General features: G+C 33.8%; 17 protein-coding genes. 7 read left to right on the top strand and 10 right to left on the bottom strand.

The window, feature by feature from the left end; genetic code table 11:
- Genes P163_RS07335 through P163_RS07320 form a run of 4 tightly spaced genes read left to right on the top strand, consistent with a single transcriptional unit; the run spans position 1 to position 3,912 of the window.
- Complete coding sequence (locus P163_RS07335) at positions 1-1,461, top strand: phytoene desaturase family protein (RefSeq protein WP_034894075.1); 1,461 nt, start codon at positions 1-3, stop codon at positions 1,459-1,461.
- A 1-nt stretch (position 1,462) separates the two neighbouring features.
- Positions 1,463-2,302 (top strand): phytoene/squalene synthase family protein, encoded by an 840-nt coding sequence (locus P163_RS07330; RefSeq protein ID WP_034889151.1) that lies wholly within the window; start codon positions 1,463-1,465, stop codon positions 2,300-2,302.
- Positions 2,302-2,751, top strand: a complete 450-nt coding sequence (locus P163_RS07325; protein WP_034889149.1) for a sterol desaturase family protein — start codon at positions 2,302-2,304, stop codon at positions 2,749-2,751. The genes P163_RS07330 and P163_RS07325 overlap by 1 nt, the downstream gene beginning before the upstream one ends.
- A gap of 27 nt (positions 2,752-2,778) precedes the next feature.
- A complete protein-coding gene (locus P163_RS07320; RefSeq protein ID WP_034889146.1) occupies positions 2,779-3,912 on the top strand; it encodes a lycopene cyclase family protein in 1,134 nt (377 codons plus the stop codon).
- A gap of 3 nt (positions 3,913-3,915) precedes the next feature.
- Here P163_RS07320 and P163_RS07315 read toward each other — a convergent pair whose 3' ends face one another.
- From P163_RS07315 to P163_RS07295, 5 genes are all read right to left on the bottom strand, one after another.
- Positions 3,916-4,476 (bottom strand): TlpA family protein disulfide reductase, encoded by a 561-nt coding sequence (locus tag P163_RS07315; RefSeq protein ID WP_034889144.1) that lies wholly within the window; start codon positions 4,474-4,476, stop codon positions 3,916-3,918.
- Between the two features lie 450 nt (positions 4,477-4,926).
- Positions 4,927-7,194 (bottom strand): aconitate hydratase, encoded by a 2,268-nt coding sequence (locus P163_RS07310; protein ID WP_034889142.1) that lies wholly within the window; start codon positions 7,192-7,194, stop codon positions 4,927-4,929.
- A gap of 267 nt (positions 7,195-7,461) precedes the next feature.
- Positions 7,462-8,415 (bottom strand): AAA family ATPase, encoded by a 954-nt coding sequence (locus P163_RS07305; RefSeq protein WP_034889140.1) that lies wholly within the window; start codon positions 8,413-8,415, stop codon positions 7,462-7,464.
- Between the two features lie 9 nt (positions 8,416-8,424).
- Positions 8,425-9,882: a peptidylprolyl isomerase gene (locus tag P163_RS07300; RefSeq protein ID WP_034889138.1), complete on the bottom strand. Its 1,458-nt coding sequence runs from the start codon at positions 9,880-9,882 to the stop codon at positions 8,425-8,427.
- On the bottom strand, positions 9,845-10,711 hold the full coding sequence (locus P163_RS07295) for a peptidyl-prolyl cis-trans isomerase (protein ID WP_231556174.1): 867 nt from the start codon (positions 10,709-10,711) through the stop codon (positions 9,845-9,847). The genes P163_RS07300 and P163_RS07295 overlap by 38 nt, the downstream gene beginning before the upstream one ends.
- Before the next feature lie 186 nt (positions 10,712-10,897).
- Between P163_RS07295 and P163_RS07290 the strand changes: the two genes are divergently transcribed.
- The 3 genes from P163_RS07290 (at position 10,898) to P163_RS07280 (ending at position 12,173) form a co-directional block, all read left to right on the top strand.
- On the top strand, positions 10,898-11,347 hold the full coding sequence (locus P163_RS07290) for an SRPBCC family protein (RefSeq protein ID WP_034889136.1): 450 nt from the start codon (positions 10,898-10,900) through the stop codon (positions 11,345-11,347).
- Between the two features lie 2 nt (positions 11,348-11,349).
- Entirely contained in the window at positions 11,350-11,592 is a 243-nt protein-coding gene (locus tag P163_RS07285; protein ID WP_034889134.1) for a hypothetical protein, read from the top strand.
- A 65-nt stretch (positions 11,593-11,657) separates the two neighbouring features.
- A complete protein-coding gene (locus tag P163_RS07280; protein WP_034889132.1) occupies positions 11,658-12,173 on the top strand; it encodes an OmpH family outer membrane protein in 516 nt (171 codons plus the stop codon).
- 72 nt (positions 12,174-12,245) lie between these two features.
- Here the strand turns inward: P163_RS07280 and guaB are convergent, their stop codons facing one another.
- The 5 genes from guaB to P163_RS07255 form a co-directional block, all read right to left on the bottom strand.
- On the bottom strand, positions 12,246-13,718 hold the full coding sequence (gene guaB, locus P163_RS07275) for an IMP dehydrogenase (protein WP_034889129.1): 1,473 nt from the start codon (positions 13,716-13,718) through the stop codon (positions 12,246-12,248).
- A gap of 121 nt (positions 13,719-13,839) precedes the next feature.
- On the bottom strand, positions 13,840-16,305 hold the full coding sequence (locus P163_RS07270; RefSeq protein WP_034889127.1) for a TonB-dependent receptor: 2,466 nt from the start codon (positions 16,303-16,305) through the stop codon (positions 13,840-13,842).
- Positions 16,286-17,650 carry an HTTM domain-containing protein gene (locus tag P163_RS07265; RefSeq protein WP_051931178.1) on the bottom strand — a complete coding sequence of 455 codons (1,365 nt, stop codon included), beginning with the start codon at positions 17,648-17,650 and terminating at the stop codon, positions 16,286-16,288. Before P163_RS07265 ends, P163_RS07270 begins: the two co-directional genes overlap by 20 nt.
- A 13-nt stretch (positions 17,651-17,663) precedes the next feature.
- Positions 17,664-18,776 carry an imelysin family protein gene (locus P163_RS07260; protein ID WP_034889125.1) on the bottom strand — a complete coding sequence of 371 codons (1,113 nt, stop codon included), beginning with the start codon at positions 18,774-18,776 and terminating at the stop codon, positions 17,664-17,666.
- 55 nt (positions 18,777-18,831) lie between these two features.
- A complete protein-coding gene (locus tag P163_RS07255) occupies positions 18,832-20,043 on the bottom strand; it encodes a DUF4856 domain-containing protein (protein WP_034889123.1) in 1,212 nt (403 codons plus the stop codon).
- Positions 20,044-20,100 lie beyond the last annotated feature (57 nt).

Raw genomic sequence — 20,100 nt, 5'->3', positions numbered from 1 at the left:
ATGAAGAACAAAGTAAGCGTTATTGGATCTGGGTTTGCATCTTTATCTGCTGCATGTTACTTAGCACGCGATGGATATGATGTTACTATTTACGAAAAAAATGATAGTATTGGAGGAAGAGCAAGACAATTTAAAAAAGACGGATTTACCTTTGATATGGGACCTTCTTGGTATTGGATGCCAGATGTATTTGAGCAGTTTTTCAAAGACTTCAATAAAAAACCTTCAGATTACTATCATTTAGATAAATTGAATCCGGCTTATACCGTTTTCTTCGGAAATGATAAAAGCATTCAAATTGAAGATACTTTAGAGAAGATCTACGCTGCCTTTGAAGCGGAGGAAAAAGGAAGTTCAAAAAAGTTACAAAAGTTTATTTCCAATGCTCAGAACAATTATGAGATAGCTATTAAAGATCTTGTATATAGACCGGGTGTATCACCATTAGAATTAGTTACTCCCGAGACCATTAAAAGGGTCGGACAATTTTTTAGCACCATCTCAAAAGATGTTCGCAAAGAATTTAAAAATAAAAAACTTATTCAAATTTTAGAATTCCCTGTGCTTTTCTTAGGCGCAAAACCCAGCGATACTCCTTCTTTTTATAGTTTTATGAACTATGCAGATTTTGGACTTGGTACTTGGCATCCAAAAGGTGGAATGTTCATGGTAATTAAAGCTATGGAAGCTTTAGCGCTAAGTCTGGGAGTGAAAATAAACACAAATTGTAGTATAGATAAGATTAATACAACAGATAAAAAAATAACTTCTATTCTTGTGAATGGAGAAATTATTCCAACCAGCTTAGTAGTGACCGGTGCAGATTATCATCATAGCGAAACTTTACTGGATGCGAAAAACAGACAATATTCTGAAAGTTATTGGGATAAGAAGACCTTTGCTCCATCTTCACTTCTCTTCTATGTAGGATTTGATAAGAAATTGAAAAACGTAAATCATCATAACTTATTCTTTGATGTAGATTTTGATGCGCACGCAAAGGATATTTACGATAAACCAAAATGGCCTGAAAATCCTCTGTTTTACGCTAATTTCACCTCTCTCACAGACGCGAGTACCGCACCAGAAAATTGTGAAAACGGATTCTTTCTAGTGCCTATTGCTCCAGGTTTGGAGGATACAGAAGAATTAAGATCAATTTATTTTGAAAAGATCATGAACAGATTTGAGGAATTAACTCATCAATCTGTAAAAAATAACGTTATTTTTAAGGAGTCTTTTTGCGTGAAGGATTTTATTAAAGATTACAACAGCTATAAAGGCAATGCATATGGTATGGCAAATACACTATTACAAACCGCTTTTCTTAGGCCTAAATTAAAAAGTAGTAAAGTAGAAGGTTTGTATTTTACCGGACAGCTTACCGTACCTGGTCCAGGTGTGCCTCCATCCTTAATTTCTGGAAAACTTGTTTCCGGACTCATTCAAAAAGACAACTAAGATGAAATCCATTTACGACAAGGTTTCTAGAAGCTGCAGCAAAGAAGTTACTAACGCTTATAGTACATCATTTTCTCTAGCTACAAAAATGCTAGCTCCATCCATAAGGCAGGACATTTATAATATTTATGGTTTTGTTAGATTGGCAGATGAAATTGTAGATTCTTTTCACGACTACAATAAAGAAAATTTACTTGATGATTTTACCGCAGATCTTTACAAAGCTATAGATCAAAAAATTAGTCTGAATCCTATCCTTAATTCTTTTCAGGAAACTGTACATAAATATGAGATTGATCCATCCCTTTATAAAGCCTTTTTAAAGAGCATGAGACTAGATCTTCATAAATCTGATTATCTAACTCAAGCTGAATATAAAGAATACATTTATGGAAGTGCAGATGTAGTTGGTCTTATGTGCTTAAAAGTTTTTGTAGGTGGAGATCAGATCAAGTATGATGAATTAAGAGAATCTGCAATGAGCTTAGGGTCTGCATTTCAAAAGGTGAATTTCCTTAGAGATCTAAAAGCAGATTTTGAAGACCTTAGTAGAAGTTATTTTCCAGATACCAATTTAGAAGCGCTAGATGAAGAAAGTAAGCAACGAATAATTGATGAGATTGAAGCTGATTTCAAAAAAGGATTGCATGGTATTGCTAAATTACCAGTAGAAGCTAAATTTGGCGTTTATACAGCATATATATATTACAGAAAATTGCTCCATAAATTAAAGAACGTACCTTCTTTAGAAATTAAAAACAGAAGAATTAGCGTTCCAAATTATCAAAAAGCCGGTCTACTGGCAAAATCATATATTTCATACCGATTAAATTTATTGTAATGAACATTTTACTCTGGTTAGTTGTTTTTTTAGGAACCTTCTTAATTATGGAGGGCATGGCATGGTTTACTCATAAATACATTATGCACGGCTTTCTATGGAAACTTCATGCAGATCATCATAGAAAAGACCATAGTAGCTGGTGGGAACGCAACGATCTATTTTTTGTTTTTTACGCGTTTGTAAGTATCACCTTCTTTTTATTATCGAGATATAACGATCTATGGATTGGCTTACCTATAGGATTAGGAATATTAGCATACGGAATCGCCTATTTCACAGTTCATGATATCTTTATCCACCAAAGGTTTAAGATCTTTAGAAATGCCAATAACAAATATGCTAAAGGGGTACGAAGAGCTCATAAAATGCACCATAAACATTTAGGTAAAGATCATGGAGAGTGTTTTGGGATGTTATGGGTGCCATTCAAATACTTCAGAAAATAATTCTAATTTCTTATATCTTATAACTCAATGCCAGATAGCTTCGACTATATAATTATTGGCGGTGGCTTAGCTGGCCTACAACTGGCACTGAGATTTGCAGAAGACCCTTATTTTAATAATAAGCAATTTGCAATAATAGATCCTTCAGATAAAACCGAAAACGATAAAACTTGGTGCTTTTGGGAAAAAGGAAAAGGTAATTGGGAGTCTATAATTTATAAATCCTGGGAAAGCGGAAGATTTCTAACTTCATCGAAATATTTAAAATTTCAGCTTGAACCCTATAAATACAAAATGATTCGCTCTGAGGATTTTTACTCCTTAGCAAAAGATAGGCTTCAAAGTTTAAATAATTTTCATTTTATTAAGGATAGTATTTCTGAAATAGATGAAACTACAATGATCGCTCATGGAGCTAAACAGTATCAAGCAACTCATTTTTTTGATAGTAGAATAAATCCTAGCTACCTAAAAGATAAAAAATCCTCCTTACTCTATCAGCATTTTAAAGGATGGATAATTGAAACAGATAGCAATATTTTTGATCCGGATCAATTCACTATGATGGATTATAGGTTGAAGCATAATAATAGTACCAGCTTCACTTATATGCTACCCCTTTCAAGAACTAAAGCCTTAATAGAATTCACCTTTTTTACCCCATATCTTACCGAAGAAAGCGTTTATGATGAAATGCTGATGAGTTATATTAAGGAATATCTCGGGGTAGATCAATTTCATATTTCAGAGACTGAAATAGGTGTTATACCTATGACAGATTTTCCCTTCCATAAAGATAACACTCCATCCATTACTAAAATAGGAACAGCAGGATCCTGGGTTAAGGGGTCTACGGGTTATTCTTTTAAACATACAGAAAAGAAAACAGCTAAGATCCTTGAGAATATCAAAGCTGGAAAAGAACCATCTTATGAACTGCTGAATTCTAGATTTAGATGGTATGATGCAATTTTTCTTGATGTTCTTACTAGAAACAATGAAATGGGCGAAGAGATCTTCAGTAAATTTTACAGTAAAAACTCAACTAAAAATATTTTAAAATATTTAGATGAGGAAACATCACTATCAGAAGATCTCAAAATTATGTTCTCCCTATTTGATGTGGAATTTATAAAGTCCTTTTTTAGAAAAGGAATATAAACGCTATTTAGCTAAAAGTTCATCTAAGGTTTTTCTTGTTTTTTCACTATCCCAAGCTGCAGAACCAACCTTTTCTATAACAATATTTCCCTGCTTGTCTATTAAGTAAGTAGTTGGTAAGGTATTACTATTTAACGGTTCTGGAAGTTCGCTTTTGGGGCGATAAGCCGGTAATGTAAAATTCTTTCTATTCATGAAATTGCGAACCGTTTGATGATCTTCATTTGAAACAAAGAAAAAATCAACCCTATCACTATAATCTTCATATAATTTCTGAAAACTAGGCATTTCTGCAATACATGGGGGACACCAGGTAGCCCAGAAATTTACAAGCACTACTCTACCCTTATGATCTGAAAATTCTACACGATCTTTATTATTCTTTTCTAAAACCCAATTGTACGATGCTATTTTAGGTCTTTCTTCTTCTGAAGTTACAGAGGGACTAAAAGAGATCAGCTTATTTACAAAGACAGCAATAGGCTTTCTTGTACCAGGAATAATCATGGCTAAGATAATGATGACCATTATAATATTAGACCATTGATTCTTGAAAATCTTCATTTAATTATCGTTTTAATTTTAGACGAAAATACAGTATAATCTTAACAGCGGTAGAAAAGTTTAATTTAAAATATCTATAAAAGGAAGCAGAGCACTTAAAAATAAAAGTATTTGTGTTAATATTAATTAGTAATAATGGCAATACTCTTATCATTTTAGCATTAATTTTAAAATAATATACTTAAAATCAATTTTTTAAGAATATCTATATAATTTAAATGCCATCTTTCTATTCACATACTGTATTAGACTGTATAATTTGGAATAGAATATAAACTATATCAAAAAACTAACGTGTCTACCTTTGTAGGGAATGGTAGATAGGTTAAAATAACCCTGAAGAAAATCTTCAGGGTTATTTATTTTTACAAATGCTGCTCATGCAAAAAGCCCGATCTACATTGAATTTACAATGTGATCGGGCTATATAAGTTAATCTACAAAATGAGATTATTTAGCGTTCTCGAGTTTTATAAGATTTAATGCAGAACCATGCTTATACCATTCTATCTGAGGTTGGTTATAAGTATGATTAGCTTTAAAAGTGTCTTTACTTCCATCTGCATGTACCAATTCTATCGTAAGTGGTGTATCTGGTGCAAAATTTTCAAGATCTATAAAGTTGATCGTATCATCTTCCTGGAAAAGATCGTAATCTTCTTCATTCTGGAATGTGATTCCTAACATCCCTTGTTTCTTAAGGTTTGTTTCATGAATACGAGCAAAAGATTTTACTAAAACAACTTTAACTCCAAGATGTCTTGGCTCCATAGCTGCATGCTCTCTAGAAGAACCTTCCCCATAATTATGATCTCCAACTACTACAGAAGGAATTCCTGCTGCTTTATATGCTCTAGCTACCGCTGGTACACCATCATATTCTCCGGTGATCTGGCTTTTAACAAAGTTGGTTTTCTTGTTAAAAGCATTAATGGCACCAATAAGCATATTGTTAGAAATGTTATCTAAATGCCCTCTATAACGCAACCAAGGTCCCGCCATAGAAATATGATCTGTAGTACATTTACCAAATGCTTTTATTAAAAGTTTTGCACCCGTAAGATTCTTACCATCCCAAGGTTTAAACGGTTCCAATAATTGTAAACGCTCGCTGTCTTTAGCAACTTTAACTTCAATCTCACTTCCATCTGGAGAGGGAGCTACATATCCTGGATCTTTAACATCAAATCCTTTTGGAGGAAGCTCAATTCCTGTTGGTTCGTCCAACATTACTTCAACCCCATCTTCATTCATTAAAGTATCTCTGGTAGGATCAAAATCTAATCTACCCGAAATTGCTATTGCAGCCACCATTTCTGGAGAACCTACAAAAGCGTGTGTATTTGGATTACCATCTGCTCTTTTAGAAAAGTTACGGTTAAATGAGTGAACGATTGTATTCTTTTCATCTCCTTTTCTGTCTGAACGATCCCATTGCCCAATACAAGGACCACATGCGTTCGTAAAGATTGTTGCATCTAGATCTTCAAATATCTGCAACAAACCATCTCTCTCTGCTGTAAAGCGAATAGTTTCTGAACCTGGGTTAATACCAAAATCAGATTTTGCTTTAACTTTCTTATCTACTGCTTGCTTTGCGATAGAGGCTGCTCTTGTTAAATCTTCATAAGAAGAGTTGGTACAAGAACCTATTAGTCCCCAATCTACTTTAATTGGCCAGTCATTTTCTTTAGCTTTTTTACCCATTTCAGAAATAGGAGTCGCTAAATCTGGAGTAAAAGGTCCATTTAAATGAGGTCTTAATTCAGATAAATTGATCTCTATAACTTCATCAAAATACTGTTCTGGATTAGCATATACCTCATCATCACCGGTTAAATGCTCTCTAACTCCATTTGCAGCATCTGCAACATCTGCTCTATTGGTAGCTCTTAGATAACGCTCCATAGAATCGTCATATCCAAAAGTAGAAGTGGTAGCACCAACTTCTGCACCCATATTACAAATTGTACCTTTACCAGTACAAGACATAGAAGTAGCACCTTCTCCAAAATATTCTATAATTGCTCCAGTTCCACCTTTTACAGTAAGGATACCAGCAACTTTTAAAATCACATCTTTAGGAGCGGTCCATCCAGAAAGTTTTCCAGTTAACTTAACTCCAATTAATTTAGGGAATTTTAATTCCCAAGCCATTCCTGCCATAACATCTACAGCATCTGCTCCACCAACTCCAATAGCTACCATTCCTAGACCACCGGCATTAACAGTATGAGAATCTGTTCCAATCATCATTCCACCAGGAAATGCATAGTTTTCTAATACCACTTGATGAATGATCCCTGCTCCCGGTTTCCAAAATCCGATACCGTATTTGTTAGATACAGATTCTAGAAATTCAAATACTTCATGACTACTTGTATTTGCCGCTTTTAAATCTATAGCAGCACCCATTTTAGCTTGAATTAAATGATCACAGTGAACCGTAGTTGGTACTGCAACATTATCTTTTCCAGCTTGCATGAATTGCAATAATGCCATTTGTGCTGTTGCATCCTGACAAGCAATTCTATCTGGAGCAAAATCTACATAATCCTTACCTCTTTGGTAAGCAGTATTAGCTTCTCCGTCCCATAAATGAGAATAAAGTATTTTTTCTGAAAGTGTTAAAGGCTTTCCAACAACTTCACGTGCTTTATTTACACGGTCTGCCATTTGGCTGTACACCTTTTTGATCATGTCAATATCGTATGCCATATCTGTGAGTGTTTTTATGTTCTAAAAAGTCTTGCGAAATTACGAATTTTACTACGATTTTAAAAATCACAATCAATCTTCGTAAATAAGTATAGATTATTCATTTTATGACAGAATGGACTTATAAATTTTGATGAAAACGTATTTTTATAATATAAATTTACGAATTCAATAAATTCTATTAGAGGTATCTCTAAATTAATTCTGTATAGTATCGATTAGAAATTCGAAGAAAACGAGGCTGAAAGCTCTCTTAATGGAAAAAGATCAAAATAGCTCTTTAATAATAAATGCTTCTGATAATCCTTCTGCCTCTGCTTTGTAATTCTTAATTATTCTATGCCTTAATATGCCCACAGCAACGGCTTGTACATCTTCTATATCTGGAGAGAACTTTGAATTTACCAATGCATGTGCCTTAGCTGCTAGTATTAAATTTTGTGAAGCTCTTGGGCCTGCTCCCCAATCTACATAATTCTTTATTATGGTGGGAGCAGAATCTCCTTGTGGTCTTGTCTTTCCAACTAACCTTACTGCATATTCTATTACATTGTCTGGAACAGGAACCATTCTAACTAATTGCTGAATCTCAATAATTTCTTTTGCATTAAATAATGCTGAAACTTTAATTTTTTCATTATTCGTCGTACTCTTAACTACCGCCACTTCTTCCTCAAAACTTGGGTAATCTAAATGTACAGCAAACATAAATCGATCTAGTTGTGCCTCTGGTAAGGGATAGGTTCCCTCCTGCTCTATTGGGTTTTGTGTGGCAAGCACAAAATAAGGTAGATCTAAACCGTAATTTTGTCCGCTAACGGTAACGCTTCGTTCTTGCATTGCTTCCAACATTGCTGCCTGTGTTTTTGGGGGAGTTCTGTTAATCTCATCTGCAAGTACAATATTTGAAAATACAGGACCTTTAACGAATTTAAAATGTCTATTCTCATCAAGTATCTCAGATCCTAAAATATCACTAGGCATAAGATCTGGAGTAAATTGAATTCTTTTAAATTCTAACCCTAAAGCCTGAGAAATGGTATTTACCATAAGGGTTTTTGCAAGGCCGGGCACCCCTATTAAAAGCGCATGCCCGCCCGCATAAATGGAAAGTAATATTTGTTCTATAACCTGCTCCTGCCCTACAATAACTCTTGCAATCTCTTGCTTTAATTGTTGGTGTTTCTTTACTAAAGATTCTGCAGCAGCAACGTTAGACATAGTATTGATTTATTTTTTCAACCAATCACTAGCGTAATCACAAGATCTATATTTCCCGTTGATCTTTACATAAGTATCTGCAATTTTCTCTTTCTGCCATTCTTCAATAACATCAATTCGCTTATCTCTTAAGGCTAGTTCTTTAATCTTTAAATAATCTTTAGCAAATTCTGCTTTGTGCTCTTTATATCTTTTATCTACAGTAATAAGTTTATAAAATACTCTTCCTGTTCTATCCTGATCTGTAAGTACCAAAGAAACATCGCCTTCCTGAAGATTTACAACCTGATCATAAATTTCAGGATCTATTTTTGTTTGCTCAAATCTTGTATCTCCACTTGTAGGATTGATTAATTTACCATTATTAGCAGCAGTTTCTTCTTCATCTGAAAATCTCTTAGCCGCTACAGCAAATTTAAGATTACCATCTTTTATCTGAGTTCTAATACTGTCAATTTCAGATTTAGCAGCTTCTACAGTAGCATTGGTTACATCTGGAATTAATAAAATATGTCTTATCTCCAAATTTTGACCTAAGACCTTATCAACTTTAATAATATGGTATCCAAAAGCAGATTCAAAAGGTTCACTAACTTCACCCTCTTGTAAACTAAAAGCAGTGTCCTTAAAATCTTTGTCTAAAGGATCTTTTCTGGAAATTACCATTCTACCACCATCTCTACTAGAACCTGGATCCTGTGAGTATAATACTGCTTTTGTGGCAAAACTTGCATCGTTATCTAGAACGTCTTCTCTAAATTGAGCTAACCTATCAATAACCTTTTGCTTTTCAGACTGAGGAATCTCTGGTTTAATAATGATCTGAGAGATCTCTACTTCGTCACCAAAAATTGGCCTTTCTTCAACATCTATTTTTTCGAAATAACTTCTTACTTCTTCTGGAGTAATTTCCACATCATCTATAATATTCTTTTGCATACGGTTAGATAACTCTCTTTGCTTATTGATCTCAAAAAGTTCTTTTCTAAAATCTGCTTCAGAATCTCTTTTATAAAATTTTAAAACTTTCTCCATAGATCCTGTTTGCCCAACCAATTGATTGATTTGCTGATCTACATAACTGCTTATCTCAGAATCTGCAATAATGATACTATCCTGAACGGCATGATGTGCATAAAGTTTATTTTCAAGAAGACTTCCAATTAATTGGCAGTCTGTAACATCTGCTGTAGATACACCTTGACTTTTTAGATCTTTAAGCATCATATCTACATCGCTGTCTAGAACAACATATTCTCCCACTACGGCAGCAATACCATCTACTTTATATTTCTGAAATTCTCCGGCAGGAGCCTGAGCTTTCTTTACCTCTACTTTAGGTTGAATAGCAGTACTATCTGTAACTACTACTTCCTGAGCCATTATATCTTGAGTAGCTCCAAATAGCAGGCATACACCTGCAATACCGTTAATTATAAATTTCAAATTGTTTGTTTTCAATTGCATCTTTTGTTATGTCTTTTTCTAATTCTTTAACCAAATCGGCTTTACGCCTGTTTAAAATGATCTGTTTTATGGTAGACCTTGCGTACTCTATGGGTGCTTGCTCATTTCTTAACAAAACATCGTTAACATACACCAAATATACCTCTAATGAATCTTCGAGTTCAAGAAAATTAGATTTTTTTAGTAATTGCGCTTTATTTGCATCGTTTAGAGGACCTATTTTATCAAATACAGATTTAGAACTTACCCATACAGAATCATTAAATGAATATGCCTTAAACTGCAATGCGATCTTATCTAAATTCGCTCTGTCTTTCTCATTAAATCTGATAAAATTTTTCTTAACATCAGAAAAATCCAAACTGTTCTTATTCAAATTGATAAATCTTAGCTTAACCAGATCTTCATTAAGTCTAAAATTCTCTAAATGACTTTTATAGTAGTCTACTACCTGAAGATCTTGCAGGGTAGTATCTAGCCTCTTATCTACTAAAGCATCTGCATAGGCTTTGGTATATAATTCATTCTTATAATTCTTAACCAACTCATCAAATTCCTTTTGTTGCTCACTACTTAAATTATACATAGCCCTATCTATGAGCAATTGCTGTGTAGCCCATCGTGTTATGAAATTCGAAACTATAAGGGTACTATCTTCTGGAGAAACATTTTCTCCAATTAATGGAATAATATCTTCCTTATACAAATAACTTTGATTTACTCTAGCAATAGGTTCTTTTTCTACTTCACTACTAAAATAGTTACAACTAGTTACCGTGATCAATAAAGAGGAGATCAAAGAGATCTTAAAAATTTTCTTACCTATCAAGCTTATAAATTTATTGGAATGTTGTTTTATTACCTTAAAAATATAAAGGCAACTAAATTTCTCCGCAAAAATATGAAATCTGAAAGCTTTTACAACACAAACCATTAACGATTCTAAATACTACAAATTATATAAAAAATTAAAATTTCTGTTTTACCTTGGAAGAAGAACAAATATGGAACCATTATGAAATATTCAGAAGAAATAATTATTGATCTTCCACGAGAAGAGGTAATTAGTAAGATGGAAAAACCAGAAAATTTTAAATTTTGGCAAAAAGGTTTTATAAGCTACAATCACATTAGCGGTTCTCCGGGTGAAGAAGGTGCCCGTGCTAAATTAAAATTTAGAATTAGTAACAGAGAAATTGAAATGATAGAGTGTATAGAAAAGAATAATCTTCCTTATGAACTACATACCACTTATAAATCTAAAGGAGTTTTTAACACTCAGAAGAATTATTTTAAAGAAGAATCTGAAAACTCCACCCGTTGGATTTCTGATAATCAATTTGAATTCTCCGGTTTTATGAACGTTATTGGAAAACTCATGCCCGGAATGTTTAAGAAACAATCCTATCAATTTATGAAAGATTTTAAGACTTTTGCAGAAGAAGGTAAAAGTGTAGAAAATTAAATATGGAAAAAAGAGTTAAACTTATATGGGATTTTAGAGGTCCCCAGTCATTGCAAACAGCCAATCATCATGAGATCCATTTAAAAGATTATATAGCTGCAGAAAAATTAGAAGAATGGCAAATTACGGGAATAGATAAATACAGTGAAATGCATAATGCCGCTTATTGGGTAGTACCCGAATCCCAGATGCAAAAATTTAGAGAGATCTTAAAACCTCATCGTGCAACATGGTATGAAGAATAATTTTTGATTGAAAATTTGATTAATAATTGGTTAGCTCTATTATATTTGCTGAAAATCAAATAAACATGAAAAATTTTATCTTAAGCATTGCGGTTTTCACAACCGTTCTTTTTTCTCAAGCTCAGACTAAAGTAGGAACTATAGATGCAGATTATATTCTAGGGAATATGCCAGAAATGGCTTCTGTAGAACAAGGTTTACAAACCTATAGCGCAAATCTGCAATCTCAAATGGAAGAAAGCGTAAAAAAGTATGATTCTCTTATCTCAGAATACAAAGCTAAAAATGAATCTTTTTCTGAAGAACAATTAAAGACAAAGCAACAGGAGATTATTACTGTAGAAAATGACCTGAAAACTTTTAAGCAAAAAGCTTCGATGATGCTGCAAATGAAAAAGAATGAACTTACTCAGCCTCTCTATGCTAAAATAGATGCTGCTATGAAACAAGTCATTGAGGCTCAAAAATATACTCAAATTCTAAATGCAAGTACGAATGGACTTGCTTATGCAGATCCAAGATTCGACATTACAGATGCAGTATTGAGCAAATTGGGTATCACAATAAAAGCAACAGAATAAAATATCAATACGTTTATATAGAAAAGCCGGTCTAGAATTATCTAAACCGGCTTTTCTATTTTATAAAACTACTTATCTACTATAATTAGGAGATTCATTGGTAATAGTTACATCATGAGGATGACTTTCATGAATACCGGAAGATGTTATTTTCACAAACCTACCATTCTCCTTGAGTGTCTCTATATCTTTTGCTCCACAATACCCCATTCCAGCTCTTAAACCTCCAACAAATTGATGAATACTTTCTTCCAACTCACCTTTATAAGGAACTCTACCTACAATACCTTCCGGTACTAATTTCTTAATATCATCTTCTACATCTTGAAAGTACCTGTCTTTAGAACCTTGCTTCATAGCTTCTACAGACCCCATTCCTCTATATGACTTAAATTTTCTACCCTCGTAGATGATCGTTTCTCCCGGAGATTCTTTGGTTCCTGCAAGTAAAGAACCTAGCATTACGCAATCTGCTCCTGCGGCAATAGCCTTTGGAATATCTCCGGTATACCTAATTCCTCCATCGGCTATAACAGGAACACCAGTTCCTTTTAGAGCTGCCGCTACTTCTAGCACTGCAGAGAATTGAGGAAATCCAACTCCGGCAACAACTCTTGTTGTACAGATAGAACCAGGTCCAATTCCTACTTTAACAGCATCTGCACCGGCTTCTGCCAAGTATTTAGCCGCCTCTGCAGTTGCAATATTACCTACAACCACTTCAAGATCTGGAAATTTATTTTTCACATCTTTTAAAATACTCACAACTCCTTTGGTATGACCATGAGCTGTATCTATAATTATAGCATCTACTCCTGCATTAACCAAAGCAGTTGCTCGCTCTAGAGAATCTGCTGTTACGCCAATTGCTGCCGCCACTCTCAACCTACCATAGCTATCTTTATTAGCATTTGGCTTCTGAGTGAGCTTAGTGATATCTCTAAAAGTTATTAGTCCTACTAATTTATCTTCAGAATTTACTACGGGTAATTTTTCTATTTTATTCTGCTGTAAGATAACCTCAGCTTCATCTAATGAAGTTCCTTCAGAAACAGTTACCAGATTTTCTGAAGTCATAACTTCAGAAATAGGTCTACTATCATTCTTTTCAAATCTAAGATCTCTATTTGTAACTATACCCAAAAGTTTTCCTTGATCATCAATAATAGGAATTCCTCCAATACTGTGCTCCTTCATGTTACTTTTAGCATCTAACACCTTTGCAGTTATTGGTAGTGTAACCGGATCTATGATCATTCCACTCTCTGCACGTTTTACTTTTCTAACTTTTAAAGCTTGCGCTTCAATAGTCATATTTTTGTGCAAAACTCCTATTCCTCCTTCACGCGCTATGGCGATTGCCATTTTACTTTCTGTAACAGTATCCATAGCGGCAGATACTATCGGAACATTGATAGTGATATTCTTAGTGAATTTTGTTTGGATGTTTACTTCTCTGGGTAGAACTTCAGAAAAAGCAGGAACTAAAAGTACGTCATCGTAAGTAAGTCCTTCCCCAACAATTTTGGATTCGTGTGCAGTCATAGCAATTAAAGATTTAATTGCGTGCAAATATACGATTAAAAACTGGGAATAATCTTTTCAATGTTGATATCTAAGATTATACCCAGAATTAAAATTTAGGCATTAAACACTTTATATTCTATTATAATTTGAATTGTAATGATGTGTACCATGTAATTGGTTGGGCTGGTAAAATTCCAGGACCGGGATAGCCGGTAGCTCTTCTTGTAAAATAGGAATTATCTAACAGGTTATTTACGCCTGCTTCTAATCTAAATCTTCCTAATGCATAGGATGCAGAAAGATCCATAATACCATATGCGGGGATTTTCCCTTCAATTCCACGCTGATTATCATTAATATCTTGCGGTGCATTTGAAGCATCTGTATATTGTTCTGATAGATACGTGTACTGTAATCCTGCTAAAAAGTTTTTGTAACCAAAATTCAATCCTGTCTTTAAATTTACCTTTGGAATAAATTCTACTTCATTGCCTTTAACGTTCACTTCTTCAGAATTGGTATATTCAGATTGTGTAAAGGCAACGTTTAAAAAAGTGCTAAGTATATGATCTTTTTTTGCTTTGAAGAAAGTATTTCTAAGATTCCATTCTGCAAAAGTTTCCAATCCATAGATAAAAGCATCACCAATATTTCCTCTGAATCTAACAATTCTACCTGTCTCACTTATAACACCCTGGGCATTCTCTCTAACTTCAGGTTTTAATACTTCACCAATTCGATCATTATATTTCAACGCAAAAACGCTCAAATCGTAAGATAGTACATCTTTAAATCTTCCTCGAATTCCAAGATCTGATGTAAATCCTTCTTCATCATTAATATTTGGATCTACCTGAAAAACAGGATTTATAACTCTAATATCATTAAAGGTTACAGATCTATAGTTTTGAGAAAAATTGGCATAAAGTTCATTGGTAGGGTTCAAGTTATAACTACTCCCAACTCCCAGTAATAAAAAGCTTCTATCAAATTTTCTATTATCTGGAATCGTTTCATTCACTAAAACATTCTCTGCCAGATCCTGCAAAATGAATATATATTCGCCTTCTGCTTCTGTCTTAATATACTCATATCTAAATCCCGGAGTGATTGAAAAATTATTAGTAATATTAAAAATGTTCTCTCCAAAGAATGCAAGGTTATTATTAGGAAATTGAAACTCAGACTGCCTTGTGTAGTTAGGAAATTGATCTGAAGCAAAATTAAAATCTGCCGTAGCAGATGCGCTTCCAGGCCCCTGACGTTGATCGTTATTTGCATTGTAGTATTTACTACCCAATAATAATACAGATTGCTCTCCAAAAAGATCATATCTAGTTAATATTCTTGCTTCTGCACCCCAATTAGAAAAATTATCTATTAGCAACTCTCTGGGAGCTAAAGGATCATCTGCCTGAGAAACTCTATTTTCTCTAAATCCAACTGCTTTTCTACTAGCATCAAGTCCAAATACATTTAAGCTAATATCTGTATTGTTGGATAGCTTATGCTCTAGTTTTAATGCAAAAAGATTCCAATTCACATCAAACCAATTACGTTCTCGATTGCTAAAATCAGGATTTTGGTAAAACTGAGTATCGGTAAGCCCACCTGGTTGTTGTGCCAAATAATCTAAATAGGTATATTCAAAACTTATATTTGTTTTGTGATTAAACTTCCATCCTAAATGTGCAAAGGCATTGTGAGATTCATATCCAGAATTCTGCCTAAATCCATTTCCCTCTTTATAATTATAATACGTGTAATAACTAAAGTTCCCTACGGTACCACTTAGACTATTAAAGCTCGTGAACATATTATAGGATCCCAAAGATTGTCTGGAAATAAGCTCTATTTTTTTATCTGCTACTGGTTCTTTGAATTTAAAATTGATTAAACCTCCAAATTGAGTTCCATATTGTAAAGATGCAGCACCTCTAACTACTTGTATCTCTTTTAAAGCTTCTGGTGGTGGAGTGTAATAACTTTCCGGATACCCTAGAACGTCAGCAGAAATATCATATCCATTCTGCCTAGTATTAAAATTTTGTGTTCTATTGGGATCCAGTCCTCTCCCACCAATATTAAGCTGCAGTCCTGCATCTCCATTATCATAAATATTGAGTCCTACCACCTGGCTATAGATCTGTCGCGCATTATTAGCTGCAAGATTTCCTGTAACCTTATCTAGCAATACCACTTCACTCTTTTTACCAGCATAAATGGCTGTTCCCTCTACCTTTCTAAGTTTTCTTAAAGCAAAGATCTGCTCTCTTCTATTGGTAAGAACAACTTCACTAAGACTTTCGGCCAAGGGGTTTAGTTGAAAATCTATACGGGTGTTAGAATTGATAGTAAGTTGCTTTTCTTGAATCTCATAATCATAGCTAAAAACAGCAAAAAGATATTCACCTTCTTTTAAACCATTCATAACAAACTCACCATTTTCATTTGCTGCGACCATTGTACCGGTAGCTTTATTCCAAATCTCTGCATTAGATACAGGCACTCCTGTTGTTGCAGATGTTATTTTACCGCTAATAGAATATTGCGCTTGAACATACATTGATATGAGAAAAAATATACTAAAGACCTTTAATTTCATCTTGAAATGGTAATAAAAAAGATTTATGTTTAAGTGAATCATTGAAATTGAGCAGATTTACTTTTGGATCTATATAGGGAGCGCTTTTTCTGCCATTAAGCGCTACATAATTTTCTACATAAATTTCTATGTTCTTGTGACCATCTTTTCTAAAATGCTCTGCTAGAAAGTGAGCATATTGTAAAATAAAATCTGGCTGAAAGGACATTTGCTTTTCTTGGAAAGGCGTTAAAAAATCTGAATTATCTACATAGAATCTTCTTCCACTTTCCGCATCTACGATCTTAAATTGAGTATAACCCGCTTTTTCCATGAGCATTACTCTCCAAGAAAACCTATATCCTTCTTCAGTCCAAAATAATTCTCCCGGATATAATAAATATCTCCATGGAAGTAGAAGTTGCACTGTAAAAAAAAATGTTAATATAAAGAGAGAAACCTTTCTCTTTATAGGTGAAAAGATAAGATTACGTCCATTATCAAATTTCAGCAAATCGAGCCTAAATATGGAAGAGATCTTAGAGAGAATTTTATGGTGAACTTCAGCATCAAAAAAGATAAGAGCACTAACAATCATTATATAAGGAAACATCCCAATAGGAAATAACACTCTTGTTAAAACATGAAATATAATCACCATTAGGAATGCAGCAAATCTTGTTCTTCTATAAAGTAAAAGAAAGGGTATGCTAAGATCGTATACCATACCGCTCCAACTAAATGCGTAATGAACCCATTCCTGCTGCATAAGATCTCCTAAAAAGGGAAGATCGTATTTTGACGGCAGCCATATTTTTAATGGCATGGCTCTAAGCAACCAATCTGAATTTAATTTGGCCAGACCTGCGTAAAAATAAACGATAGCAAGAAGAAGCTTAATAGCGTCTATGCTCCATGAAGGTATTTTCTGAAAAGCTTTCTTAGAATCTCTCCATGCATCTATAGAATAATAAGCATTGGCAGGAAGAAATATCATTAAAAAACTAAGAATACTTATAAAGTAATAATGATTTAAATAAGTTGTCTTATCCATCAACTCGATATAAGTAAAACTCAAAAAGAAGCTGATGATAGCTATCTTATATTTATAGCCAAGGCTCACGAATAATGCAGAAATTCCACAAACTATAAAAATTAAATATGTAAAATTACCCAGAGGCTTCACCCATTCAAATCCATAGTAAGAGAAAAAGAATTTAGGATCTATATAAAGTTTTTCTATCCAACCGTTAAGCCAGAATCTAATAATACTAAATAACATCATTAAACCAAACAATAAACGGAAGACTGCCAAAGGAGCAGCTTCCGTATAAGAATGCAAATATCTGTTTATTTGATGTTTCATTTAAAAATTTAGGCTAATCCCCATCAGAATCTACATAATCTACACTAATTGAAAGTGCCTGCATCATATCAACCTTAAGTAAGATGATCTCTTTTTGCAACTCATCAAATGCTTGTAGCATTACAGTATTATCAGTTTGAACTTGCACTTTTAAGTTTGCATCTAGATCTGTAGCATGATCTAAGATCTCATCAAACTGGTTATTAATTAAACCACTTAACTGCTCACCACCTTTCATAGAATCTAAATAATCTAGATATTGCTTATAACTAACCCCTGTTTGTACACCATTAAAAGATTTACCGTTAAAGAAGTCCTGAACACTTTTTAAAGATTGTATATATAATTTTCTTGAAAGATCTTCAGAATATAAAGCTTCCACATTTTTAGGAGAAGGTTCTCCGGTAAAAACTCCTGCCGGAAAACCGATCTTACCAGATCTTAAGAATTTTTCAAAATACAGCACATAATCATTGGTAAATTTATCTACAGAACCTGTACTAGAAGAGCTTGTATTGTTCACAAAATTGTCTCTATATGTACGCTGCCAAGAAGAGTTTACTTCTTTTGTAAGATCATTAATTCTTTTTGAAACATCAGAAAGGTAGTTTTTATATTCATCCTTAGCATAAACCTCAACAATTGCTGCATCGTTCTCTGCAACACCGTTCAATAAATAGTCTAGCGCAGGAAAACCTTGTTCTTTGTAAGCACTTGGTAGTGCCAAATTGTAAGTTCCTCCTGTAATTTTAGGTTCAATAGAAATAACATCTGTAGGGTAGGTATTTAAGAAGTTTCTATAATTTAATTCTTCAGCCTTTCCTATTTCAAACATAGAAACAGTTTGAAAATCTATATAAGCCTTTTCAAAAGAAGCTCTTAATTCTATTAGATTATCTTCTGAAGGATTGCTGGTGAAATTGGCTGTTTTATCTTGAAGGTCTTGTGTAGAATTTTCAAAATTATCAAATGCAGGAATAATAATATTATCTGCCCAATTTGCTAACATTGCTTTGCGATCAAAAGAATTAGATTCACCTCCTGTTTCTTCGTTAGCTTCATTATCATCTGTAGAACAAGCTGCAAATATGAATAAGCTTAAAAATAATAGTCTTGAAATTTTCATTATTATATAAATTTTAGTTCTGGAACCTTAAAACTTTCGTGCCAGAGAATTGTTATTATTCAGCGGCTTCCATTACACTAAATCCAAATGCTGAAGCTATTTCTTCTGATATGGTATCTAACGTAGCTGCATTTACATCCCAAAATCCATTTCCAGCCAATAATTGCTCCTTATAAGAATCTACTTGAGCCTTTGTGATATATGGCATGTTGGTAACAGGATTATTCGTAAATCTTAAGCTGTAGATAAATCCGTATCCTTCAGAAAGGGCATGAAATGCAGAACCATAGTTTTGCTCCGCTAGATCATTTTTACCACCTTGTAAATAATGAACTGCTCTAACCGCTATAACTTTAGACAGATTCTCTTTAATAATCTCTGCCTGAAGATCTCTCTGCGCATAATCTTCAGCAACAATTGCAGCTCTCCCTTTTTTGAAAGCTTCAAACGTACTGCTAGCTAAACCTGAAAAATCTTCATCGCCATCAACTTCTCCCAAATAATTGAATAACAAATGATCATCACTTTCATTCAAAACTGAATTTGGATCTGAACTTGGTATGGATGGATTTCCATATAGATACCCATAAGCTTCATCCCATTTATGCTCCATAGTGGTATAATTGGTTCCCTCTTCTACAATTTCTGCCTTATTATTCATCCTGTTATCTCCCTCATCTAAAACACCTGTAGATAAGTAATTATTAAGTATCTGATCTAGAACTAAACCTCCAATTAAACTTTTTGCAAAAGCCTGATTTAATTCAAGACCTTTCCCATTTACATAACGCTCCTTAGACCCGGATGCTACCTGACCGGCTTTTCCCGGTTCTGCTAATTGATCTTTATTACTCTTTACAACGTTCATTTGCTCTTGAATAAACCCATCAAAATCATTTTTGATCATAGCGCTCTCTACAGTATTTGCAGAAAAATATAAAGTTGATGCCGCTACTTTAGATTTGATGCTTTTTGAAGAAGCATTTAACGCCGCAGAAGAAAAAGGAGCATTTTCATTGGAAAACATATTAGCTAATGTCTGCTCAGAAGCATTATCAAAATCATTGAAGGATGCTAACAACTCTGCAGACATCTCTAGTCTGGTTGTTTGTCCTTCATAATTTACGGTTGAAGAAGTACCTCTTTCAAAGGTATAATTCTGTGGAATAATTATTGGGTTCTCTGTAGTTACAGCTACATCATCATCTGAACTGCACGAGCTTAATGTTAAACCTGCTGCAAATGCTATTAGGGCGAATTTTTTCATGAAAGCTTATTAAGACTGATTAAAAATAAAATTGATTTTCAGCCGCAAAGATAAGCT

This window comes from Gillisia sp. Hel_I_29 (assembly GCF_000744275.1).
Lineage (GTDB): Bacteria > Bacteroidota > Bacteroidia > Flavobacteriales > Flavobacteriaceae > Gillisia.
The sequence above is the reverse complement of the archived record's forward strand: the minus strand, read 5'-3'. Positions and strand labels throughout refer to the sequence as shown.

Bases quoted from the DNA above. Each gene is read 5' to 3' on its own strand.
- P163_RS07335 (WP_034894075.1), top strand. From the start codon at position 1: ATGAAGAACAAAGTAAGCGTTATTGGATCTGGGTTTGCATCTTTATCT.
- P163_RS07330 (WP_034889151.1), top strand. From the start codon at position 1,463: ATGAAATCCATTTACGACAAGGTTTCTAGAAGCTGCAGCAAAGAAGTT.
- P163_RS07325 (WP_034889149.1), top strand. From the start codon at position 2,302: ATGAACATTTTACTCTGGTTAGTTGTTTTTTTAGGAACCTTCTTAATT.
- P163_RS07320 (WP_034889146.1), top strand. From the start codon at position 2,779: ATGCCAGATAGCTTCGACTATATAATTATTGGCGGTGGCTTAGCTGGC.
- P163_RS07315 (WP_034889144.1), bottom strand. From the start codon at position 4,476: ATGAAGATTTTCAAGAATCAATGGTCTAATATTATAATGGTCATCATT.
- P163_RS07310 (WP_034889142.1), bottom strand. From the start codon at position 7,194: ATGGCATACGATATTGACATGATCAAAAAGGTGTACAGCCAAATGGCA.
- P163_RS07305 (WP_034889140.1), bottom strand. From the start codon at position 8,415: ATGTCTAACGTTGCTGCTGCAGAATCTTTAGTAAAGAAACACCAACAA.
- P163_RS07300 (WP_034889138.1), bottom strand. From the start codon at position 9,882: ATGCAATTGAAAACAAACAATTTGAAATTTATAATTAACGGTATTGCA.
- P163_RS07290 (WP_034889136.1), top strand. From the start codon at position 10,898: ATGAAATATTCAGAAGAAATAATTATTGATCTTCCACGAGAAGAGGTA.
- P163_RS07285 (WP_034889134.1), top strand. From the start codon at position 11,350: ATGGAAAAAAGAGTTAAACTTATATGGGATTTTAGAGGTCCCCAGTCA.
- P163_RS07280 (WP_034889132.1), top strand. From the start codon at position 11,658: ATGAAAAATTTTATCTTAAGCATTGCGGTTTTCACAACCGTTCTTTTT.
- guaB (WP_034889129.1), bottom strand. From the start codon at position 13,718: ATGACTGCACACGAATCCAAAATTGTTGGGGAAGGACTTACTTACGAT.
- P163_RS07270 (WP_034889127.1), bottom strand. From the start codon at position 16,305: ATGAAATTAAAGGTCTTTAGTATATTTTTTCTCATATCAATGTATGTT.
- P163_RS07265 (WP_051931178.1), bottom strand. From the start codon at position 17,650: ATGAAACATCAAATAAACAGATATTTGCATTCTTATACGGAAGCTGCT.
- P163_RS07260 (WP_034889125.1), bottom strand. From the start codon at position 18,776: ATGAAAATTTCAAGACTATTATTTTTAAGCTTATTCATATTTGCAGCT.
- P163_RS07255 (WP_034889123.1), bottom strand. From the start codon at position 20,043: ATGAAAAAATTCGCCCTAATAGCATTTGCAGCAGGTTTAACATTAAGC.